6 protein-coding genes are annotated in these 7,145 nt (G+C 67.9%); 1 reads left to right on the top strand and 5 read right to left on the bottom strand.

The features are described 5' to 3' along the window. Positions 1 to 115: 115 nt before the first annotated feature. The 5 genes from F8A92_RS00795 to F8A92_RS00775 all read right to left on the bottom strand — a co-directional run bounded on the left by F8A92_RS00795 (position 116) and on the right by F8A92_RS00775 (position 6,433). Positions 116 to 3,385 carry a S41 family peptidase gene (locus tag F8A92_RS00795; RefSeq protein ID WP_153502680.1) on the bottom strand — a complete coding sequence of 1,090 codons (3,270 nt, stop codon included), beginning with the start codon at positions 3,383 to 3,385 and terminating at the stop codon, positions 116 to 118. Positions 3,386 to 3,478: 93 nt separating this feature from the next. Next, positions 3,479 to 4,087: an ArsR/SmtB family transcription factor gene (locus tag F8A92_RS00790; protein ID WP_194291305.1), complete on the bottom strand. Its 609-nt coding sequence runs from the start codon at positions 4,085 to 4,087 to the stop codon at positions 3,479 to 3,481. 290 nt (positions 4,088 to 4,377) lie between these two features. Further along, positions 4,378 to 5,151, bottom strand: coding sequence for an SDR family oxidoreductase (locus F8A92_RS00785; protein ID WP_153502678.1), 774 nt, complete (start codon positions 5,149 to 5,151; stop codon positions 4,378 to 4,380). Between the two features lie 225 nt (positions 5,152 to 5,376). Next, positions 5,377 to 5,859, bottom strand: coding sequence for a hypothetical protein (locus tag F8A92_RS00780; RefSeq protein ID WP_153502677.1), 483 nt, complete (start codon positions 5,857 to 5,859; stop codon positions 5,377 to 5,379). 262 nt (positions 5,860 to 6,121) lie between these two features. Beyond that, on the bottom strand, positions 6,122 to 6,433 hold the full coding sequence (locus tag F8A92_RS00775) for a hypothetical protein (RefSeq protein ID WP_153502676.1): 312 nt from the start codon (positions 6,431 to 6,433) through the stop codon (positions 6,122 to 6,124). A gap of 223 nt (positions 6,434 to 6,656) precedes the next feature. Here F8A92_RS00775 and F8A92_RS00770 point away from each other — a divergent pair, with 223 nt between their 5' ends. After that, the gene (locus F8A92_RS00770) at positions 6,657 to 7,136 is read left to right on the top strand and encodes a Pycsar system effector family protein (protein WP_153502675.1); all 480 of its coding nucleotides are present in this window, start codon (positions 6,657 to 6,659) and stop codon (positions 7,134 to 7,136) included. Positions 7,137 to 7,145: the final 9 nt, after the last annotated feature.

Below are 7,145 nucleotides of genomic sequence, written 5' to 3'. Positions count from 1 at the left end.
ACCAGCCGAAGTCCTCAACGAGGTACTCTCAACGCCGCCAAAAACAACAGGCGTTGCGACGACCGCGTGAATCCGCCGCCGGTTCCGGTACCGAAGTACGCCGCCGGTGCGCGGGTCAGCTCGGGAGGGCCGGCGGCTGCTTGGCCGGGGTCCGCGCAAGCTGCTCGAGGATCAGCGCGAGCGCGCGGTCGAGCTGGACGTCGTTGCCGGCGGCGCGGTCCTGCGGCGTCACCTCGACCTCGATGTCCGGATCGACACCGTAGTTCTCCACGCTCCAGCCGAAGCGCTCGAACCAGAACGCGTACCGCGGCTGCGTGACGCTGGTGCCGTCGACGAGCTGGTAGCGCCCGTCGATCCCGACCACGCCGCCCCAGGTGCGGGTCCCGACGACCGGGCCCAGCCCGAGCTCGCGGATCGCGGCCGTGACGATGTCGCCGTCCGACCCGGCATGCATGTCGGTCACGGCCACCATCGGGCCGCGCCGCGCGTCCATCGGGTAGGTGTAGGGCTGGTAGCCGCGGCTGACGTCCCAGCCGACGACGGTGCGGGCGAGCTTCTCGATCACCAGCTGCGACGTGTGCCCGCCCCGGTTGCCGCGAACGTCGACGATCACGCCCTCGCGGCCGATCTCGGTGCGCAGGTCGCGATGCAGCTGGGCCCAGCCGCCGGAGACCATGTCCGGGACGTGCAGGTAGCCGACCCGGCCGTCGGTGCGCTCGTGCACGTACCGGCGGCGATCGTTGACCCAGGCCTGGTAGCGCAGGCTGAACTCCTCCGCCAGCGGCGTGACGACGACCCGCCGCGGCTGCGACCCGCGCGCCGCCGGCCGGACGACGATCTCGGTCGGCTTGCCCGCCGTCCCCACGAGCAGCTGCGCCGGCGGCACGGTCTGGCTCACCGGGCGGCCGGCCACGGCGAGGATCGCGTCGCCGGGCCGGACGCCCACGCCCGGGCCGAGCAACGGCGAGCGGGCCGCGCGGGCCGAGGACTCGCCGGGCACGATGTCCTCGACGACCCACCGGCCGTCGGTCCAGGCGAGCCGGGCGCCGAGCATGCCCTGCCGGCGAACACTGTCGCCGCGCGGCGGTACCGGGTCGACGTACGCGTGCGAGGAGCCGAGGTCCCCCTGCAGCTCCCACAGCAGGTCGACGAGGTCGTCGTGCGAGCCGAGCCGGTCGAGCAGCGGCAGGTACCGGTCGTACGAGCCCTGCCAGTCGACGCCGTTCATGTCGGCGCGCCAGAAGTTGTCGCGCATCAGCCGCCATGCCTCGGCGTACATCTGCCGCCACTGCGCGACCGGGTCGATCGTGACGGTGGCCCGCGTCAGGTCGACCTCGATCCGCTCGGGCGCGTCGTCCTCGACCTTGCGTGCCGCGGGAACGACCGCGAGCACGCCGTCGGTGAAGGTGACGAGCCGGGAGCCGTCACCGGTGACCTCGACGCTGTCGACCGCGTCGACGATGACGTCGGTCTTGGCGGTGCCGAAGTCCAGGTGGGTCACGTGGGCGCGCGGCGCCTCACCGGTGAGGTCCTCGCCGAGCTCGCCGCGGGCCGGGTGGGTGACCCACACGCAGCCGCCCTGCACCGCGCGCAGCGACGACAGCCGGCCCGCGTCGACCGGGAACGCGACGATCCGCTGCTCGAGGCCGTCGACGTCCACCGTCGTCACCGGCGTCGGGTGCTCGTCCTTCTTCTCCTTGGCCGTGTCGTCGGGATTCTCCGGCCCGGGCACGCCCTCCTCGCCGTCCAGCGGCCGACCGTCGACGGAGGCGTCGAACGGCGACGGCGTGTCTGCGGCGAGCGGCACCAGGTAGGGGCGGCAGCCACCGGGGAAGGAGAGGTCGAAGACGTAGGAGTCGTAGACGGGGTCGAACGAGCGGTAGGACAGGAACGCCAGATGCTTGCCGTCGGTGGTGAACGTCGGGCTGAAGTCGTTGAACCGGGCCGAGGTCACGTCGAACGGCTTCGCGCCGGTCTTGGCCACGTTCGCCATCCGGATGCGGGCCATGGACTCGCGCTCGGGCAGCGACCAGGCCAGCCACGCCGAGTCCGGCGAGAACGCGAAGTCGCCCAGATCGCCGTTCTGCGAGCGATCCAGCTCCTTCGGCGAGACGGCCCTCCCGAGCGACTTGGGGACGTCGACCGTCAGCAGCCGACCGTCGTGGCTGGCGATCGCGAGCTTCGACCCGTCGGGTGCCGCGACCAGCTCGAGCACCCGCCCGAGCCGGCCTGCGCGCACCAGCACCTTCGGGGTCGCGGCGATGTCGGCCATGTCGAGGATCTCGATCGCGTCGTCCCCGTGCTCATCGGTCACCCAGGCGACCCGTCGCGTGTCGCCGAGCAGCACCGGCTCGCGGCGCCGTACGGCGGCGCCGTCGGCCAGCACCCGGGCGGCCCCCTGCCGGTGCGGCAGGTAGTGCACCGAGCCACGCGCGCCGACGACGGACGCGCGGCCGGTGCGGTCCGGCCCGATGAAGTCGATCGTCGAGGCGAGATCGTGGATCGTCGGGCTGAGCGCGGCGCGCGAGCCGGCCAGCTGCACCGCGACCTCGCGCGGTCGCTCGTCGGGATCGAGGCGATCGAGCGCGTACAGCGACCCGCCGGCGACGTACACGACGCGTTCACCGTCGGTGCCGGCGTGCCGGGCGAAGAACTCCCCGTCGCTGTGCCGCACGAGGTCGGCTTCCACGACCTTCCCGCGCCGCACCGGTGCGGAGTAGAGCTGTGCCGCCCCGCCTTCGTGGTCGGACAGGAAGCCGACGCGCTGCTTGCCACCGGCGTCCCGCACCAGCAACGGGCTGACCAGGCTCGAGCCGAGCTGGCGGAACAACCGGATGAACCGGCCCGGGGCGCCGTTCGCCACCGAGGCGTCGAACCACAGCTGCGCGGCCGCTCCGCCCCGGTAGCCCTTCCAGTAGGCCGGCTCGACCGTCGTCGTGGTCGACAGCAACGCGCCCCTGCCCGCCAGCGCCAGATCGGCGACCCAGCCGTACGGCAGCCGCCGCGCCGGGGTGCCGTCGATCGGTACGGCGTACGCGAAGGACCGCGAGCGCTCGGCTTCCCCGAGCGTGCTGACCGCGAGGATCTCGGTCTCGCTCAGCCAGCCGCGCACGAACGTGCGGTCCTGGCCCCAGTAGGTCAGCCGTCGGGTCGGTCCGCCGTCGACGTCCTTGACGTAGATCTCGGCCGCGCCCTCGCGCACCGACGTCCACGCCACCTGCAGGCCGCTCGGCGAGAGCCGCGGCGACCGCGGGCGGCCGGCGTCGGAGGTGAGGCGGTGCGCACGTCCCCCGTCGAGGCCACAGAGCCAGAGGTCGTCCTCGGCGACGAACACCACGCGTTCGCCGGCGACGGTGGGATAGCGCAGATACGAATCAGTGCTCACGCCGGACGACTCTAGACGGCCGCGGTCGTCGGTTCTGCGGGACAGCCAGTGACGCTAACGGTCCAATAGCGTCACTGGCTGCCCCGCAGGTGGTTACTTCTTCTTGGACTTCTTGGTCTTCTTGTCCTTCTTGTCCTTCTTCTTCGGCTTCGCGTCGTCGGACTTCACGGGCTTCTTGCCCGCCTTCGGCTCGGCGACCGGTGTGCGCTCACTGCGGGCTGTGGAGGTCGTGGCGGCGGCCGGCGTGGACGTCGTGGCGGCGGCCGGCGTGGACGCCGCGACGGTGGTGGCTGCACGGCTCTGGGCGGCGGAAGCGGTGGTCCGCGAGGATCGCTTGCTCGTGCTGCGCGCGGTCCCGGAAGGCGCGCGGCGGACGGGGTTCGTCACGGCGGGCGGCTCGGCCGCTGCGGAGCCGGGCAGCACCGCGGCTACCGTCTCGCGCAGCTGCGGGGCGAAGCGGTAGTACACGAACGTGGAGGTCTTGTACGTGGTCAGCACGCCCGCCTCGCGAAGAACCCGCAGGTGGTGGCTGATGGTCGGCTGCGAGAGCGAGAACCGATCGACGATCTCGCCCGCGCTGACCTGGCCCTCGGGCGCGGCCGCCACGAGCGACACGATCTGCAGCCGGACCGGGTTGGCCAGCGCCTTGAAGACGACGACGTCCTTCGCCGCCTGCGCGGCGCCTCGTACACCTTGGGTCATGCCTGCCATTCCAGCACACGGCGGACGGCGGTCGCAGAAGGATCAGCGATACCAAGCAGATCCATCAATATTGACGCTCACCGCCGCGACCCGCCGTCCGGGCCTCCCGGAAAACGTCACCTAGGAAGCCCGCTATCCATCCCGGATGAATAGCGAGCCGCCAGGACGACGATTTCCGGAGCCGCGGCGCGAGCACCGGTGCCGGCCGCGCACCGGACGCGGACAAACGGAGACCGCGGGCAGGCGGGGGCGGTGCGGAAGGGGGCGGTGCGGGCGGGGCGAAGCAGGCGCTACAGGGTTCCGTGCGCGCCGCCGTCACAGCGGATCGCGCTGCCGGTGACGTAGGAGGCCTGCTCGCTGCAGAGGAACGCCCCGACCGCGCCGAACTCGTCCGGGTCGCCGTAGCGACCGGCGGGGATCGACTTCACGCCCGCCGCCGAGATCTCCTCGATCGACTTGCCCGTCGACTTGGCGGTGTTCGCGTCGAGGGACTTCATCCGGTCGGTGGCGATCCGGCCCGGCAGGAGCATGTTGACCGTCACCCCGTCGCCGGAGATCTCGTTGGCGAGCGCCTTGAGGTAACCGCCGAGGGCCATCCGGCCCACGCTGGAGAGGGCGAGGTTGGTGATCGGCGCGATGACGCCGCTGGAGGCGATGGACAGGATCCGGCCCCAGCCCTGCTGGCGCATGTGCGGCAGGCACACGTCGACGAGCGCGTGCTGGACCACCATCAGCGACTCGAAGGCGGCGTGCAGGTCCTCGCCGGTCACCGTCGTAGCGGTCCCCGGACGGGGACCGGGACCGTTGAGCACCAGGATGTCGATGTCCCCGACGGCTTCGCGCGCCTTCTCCAGCAGGTCCATGGCGCCTTCGACGGTGGAGATGTCGGCCTCGATGGCAACGCCCTCGGGGTACGCCGACGCCTGCTGCTCGGCCAGCTCGAGGCGGCGGCCGCTGAAGACGACCTTCACGCCCTCGGCGGCGAGGGCGCGTGCGGTCGCCGCGCCGAGGCCGGCCGTCGAGGCGCAGACGAGCGCCGACTTTCCAGCAATACCGAGGTCCATGGCTGCTCCTTCGTCGTCGGGTCTACTCCCGACCCTAACGGGCACCCGCCGCGGCGGCATGTCGGAGTCGAGCGCGCCCAGGTTCAACACTGAAGGATCATCAGTTCGAGCACTAAGCGATACACGATATTCAAATTAGCGGCCTTCCTGCCGCCAACTTGCGGGATTTCTGCGGTGAGGTCTAGTTTGTATTGATCGCGTGCCGTATATATATGGGTTGTAATACTAACGGCCAATTGCGCGAAGCCGTCGCCTGCGCTTCTCCGACTTCAGTAGTGCGCCGTCCATTGCCGCGTAGAACTCTTTCAGGTTATCCGACAATGGCTTCGTGTCGACAAAATCCGACACAGGCGTCGCGGTACCATAATTAAAGACTTCGTAATGGAACGAGTCTTCGCTTTCTACGAGCTTTTCCCACGCCTTAAAGAGCGCCTTCGGGCTTAGTAGCCGCATCCGAGCGGTAACTATTTCCAGTGGAGGCAGGGAATCGGGCCGGGAGTACTTGGGCGGGTATTGCGGATCGTCCGCGCCCTTCAAGTAGGTGTCGATCGACTGAGCGTGCGCCATGGCGTCTAGGTAAGCAGCCAACCGCTGATCCCGGATCCAGACTTCGCTCTCCCGTCGTGCCGTGGTCAACGAGCCGATCCAGGGAACCATCACGGCAGTCGCCAAGCCACCGGCCGCGATGACAAATGAGAGCACGTCCATGGCCACAGCCTGCCAGAGCTGTCGTTTAAGCCTGCACGCGGGAATTGTCGGCACACCCCACAATGGTGACGTGAGGCGAATCATTAGGGAGCCAGATGACACTGAAGGAAGATGTTGAGCGCGGGATCGACGCGTACTAGCGCCGGAATGGAAAACGGTCAATGGGCGCGTGGTACCTGAGACGGAGGACATTGCGCTCTCCGACGGAGCAGTCCTCTTGGATGCTGCGTACCTGTATGCCGATATGGCGAGGTCAACCGAACTAGCGCAGAAACACAAGAACTGGGCCGTAGCCAAAGTCATTCGATGCTACTTGAACGCCGCGAGTCGCCTCATTAGGCATCGCGGTGGCAAGATCCGCGGTTTCGATGGTGACCGCGTAATGGGCATCTTCATTGGTGAGGGCAAAGAGACAAATGCTGCGTTGGCTGCATTGGAGATCAGTTGGGCAGTAGGGGAGATCATTCAACCCCGGCTTCAGGCGAAGTGGAGCGACTTCAAATGGAAGATGGGCCACGGGGTAGGAATCGATACCGGCGAGGCGATGCTTGTGCGGGGTGGCGTACACGGACATAACGACATCATCAGCATCGGCAAGGCCTCGAATATTGCTGCAGTGAGGTGCGCGACGCCGGACCGATCAATATTTCAAGCGGGGCTTATAACTCGCTCGGCCCGATCGCCAAGAAGGGCGATGATCGTGAGGACATCTGGTTAAAGCGCCCACCTCTTGAGCTCGGAGGCCGCCAGATCGTTTCGTACACCACGCGCTACCGGAGGAGCATTTGAGTGACGCAGTGAACAACGCCTGGCAGATTCACAGCGCGCTTCAAACGTGGACCTCGAACGTCGACTCCAAGGCCAGCTTTGTGCTCGGCATCGAAACGATCGTTGCCACGGCAGTGATCACGACGACGACTGACGATGGGCCTCTGGCAACGTTTCATGGGTGGCGCATGCAGGGCCTGTTCGTTGCCTCGATCGTTCTGCTGTTCGTAGCAGCGGTGCTGTGTGTCCTTGTAGTGGCTCCCAAGCTGCGGGTGAAGTCGATGGACTCAGAGAAGTCGGACAACTTCGTATACTTCGGACACGTACGGCACTGGAAACAAGAGGAGTTGGAGTCAGCCCTGGAGCAGCGAGCCTTCCTGCCCGTGTTGTCCCGCCAGTTGGTTGAGATGAGCAAGATTGCCTGGATAAAGCACCGACACCTGGCATTTTCGATCTGGATCGGGCTAGTTGGCGCTGTGCTCGGTGGGCTCGCAGTGATCATCAACTAAAAGTTGTCG

This window comes from Cumulibacter manganitolerans, assembly GCF_009602465.1.
Lineage (GTDB): Bacteria > Actinomycetota > Actinomycetes > Mycobacteriales > Antricoccaceae > Cumulibacter > Cumulibacter manganitolerans.
This window is presented reverse-complemented; position numbering and strand designations above follow the sequence as displayed.

What these genes read in the sequence shown, in the direction of transcription:
- F8A92_RS00790 (WP_194291305.1), bottom strand. Translation starts at nt 4,087, where the DNA reads ATGACCCAAGGTGTACGAGGCGCCGCGCAGGCGGCGAAGGACGTCGTC.
- F8A92_RS00785 (WP_153502678.1), bottom strand. Translation starts at nt 5,151, where the DNA reads ATGGACCTCGGTATTGCTGGAAAGTCGGCGCTCGTCTGCGCCTCGACG.
- F8A92_RS00780 (WP_153502677.1), bottom strand. Translation starts at nt 5,859, where the DNA reads ATGGACGTGCTCTCATTTGTCATCGCGGCCGGTGGCTTGGCGACTGCC.
- F8A92_RS00775 (WP_153502676.1), bottom strand. Translation starts at nt 6,433, where the DNA reads ATGTCCGTGTACGCCACCCCGCACAAGCATCGCCTCGCCGGTATCGAT.